A 1,548-nucleotide genomic window follows, 5' to 3' on the forward strand; every position below is an offset into this window, starting at 1 on the left:
GGTTGAGGTTCGCGATCAGCTCCCAGTCGAAGTAGGTGCCCGGCTCCCCGGACTCCTGCCACTCGTAGCGGTCGCGGTACGGCGACTCCGGATTCTCGTAGGCGTCCCGAAACCACTCGTGGTCGCGCGCGGTGTGGTTGGCGACGAAGTCGAACAGCACGCGCATCCCGTGGTCGTGGGCGGTCTCGACGAGCGCCTCGAAGTCGGCGCGGTCGCCGAGGTCGTCCGCGGTGTCGAAGAAGTCGACGATGTTGTAGCCGTGCGGCTTCCCGTCGTGGCCGAGGACCGGCGTGAGCCACAGCGTGTCGACGCCCATGTCCGCGATCTCCGGGATCCGCTCCGCGATCGCGTCGAACGCCTCGCCCTCCTCGGCGTCCGAGAAGGTGCGGACGAAGATCTCGTACACCGAGGCGTCCGCGGTCCACGCCGGCGGATCGTTGAGCCGCACCGTCTCGAAGTCCGGGGCGTCGGGGGTCAGCACGGCCTCGCCGCCCGCGGCGTCGGCGACCGCGGGCGAACTCCCGCCGACGCGCTCGACCGCCGCCGCGTCGGCGACGCTGACTCGGGGGTCCTCGCCCGGGTCCCGCGCGACCGAGACGGCGTGAACGCGAAGGCGGTCAGGCACGGCCTCGAGCGGCACGCGAAGTTCGCGGCCGTCCTCGCTCGTCCGGAGCGCGTCCCGCGGGTTCGTGCGCCCCTCGGCGACCGCGCTCTCGACGTCCCGGTCGTCGACGACGAACGTCACGTCCAAATCCCCGGCGTCGAGGGTCGAATCAGGATTCGGCGTCGGAACCGCGGTGAAAACTGCCTCGCCGGCAGCCTCACCCTCGCGCCCGCCGGCGCTCTCCCCCTCGCCTCCGCCGACGTCCTCGTCCGGCGACTCGCCGCCGCCGAACACAACGCTTGCGTCCACCCGCACCCGCGGCCGACCGACCCCCTCGTGTCGCTCGCGGGCGGCGTAGTCGACCGGGGCGTCGACGCCGTCCGCGTCGCGGTCGCGTATCGCGGTGCCGCTCCCGCCCGCGACGTCGACGCCCTCGTAGCTCGCGGGGAACGCCCGGACCGTGAGCAGGTGGTCGCCGTCCGGCGCGTCGAGCCCGAGCAGGTAGCGCCCCGGGACGTCGGGCGTGAACTCGGTCACGGCGTCGTCGCCGACGGTCGCCTCGCTGTCGGGCGGCGCGTCCGCGACGCGCCACGCGTACTCGGCGTCGGGGTCCGGATCTCTCGGTGCCAGCTCGGTCCGCTCGCCGGTCGCGAGGAAGCGCGGGGGTCCGGGGTGGTGCATGTGACGCCCATCGACGCCCGGGGCCTTCGGTGTTGCTCTTGTTTCGGCGTCGGTCGGAGCGCCGACGCGCGGGGGTTCGCTCGGATCTCCCCCGCCGCGGTCGTCAAGGCTTTTACTCCGGCAGGCGCAGGGCGTCTATGCGACTGCGTACCGCCCTTACCGAGCACGAACGTCGGCGCGGGGAGCGCTACCCGGCGGAGCACTCGATGACCGCCGGCGCGTTCACCGGCGACGACGGCCGACTGGTCCACGTTGGACCGGAC

The 1,548-nt window shown here is 73.1% G+C and carries 1 protein-coding gene; it reads right to left on the reverse strand.

The window, feature by feature from the left end; genetic code table 11:
- On the reverse strand, positions 1-1,285 hold a 1,285-nt coding region (locus tag B9G38_RS17160), incomplete at its 3' end, for an alpha-amylase family glycosyl hydrolase (protein ID WP_255375991.1).
- Positions 1,286-1,548 lie beyond the last annotated feature (263 nt).

The organism is Halorubrum sp. SD612 (genome assembly GCF_002135005.1).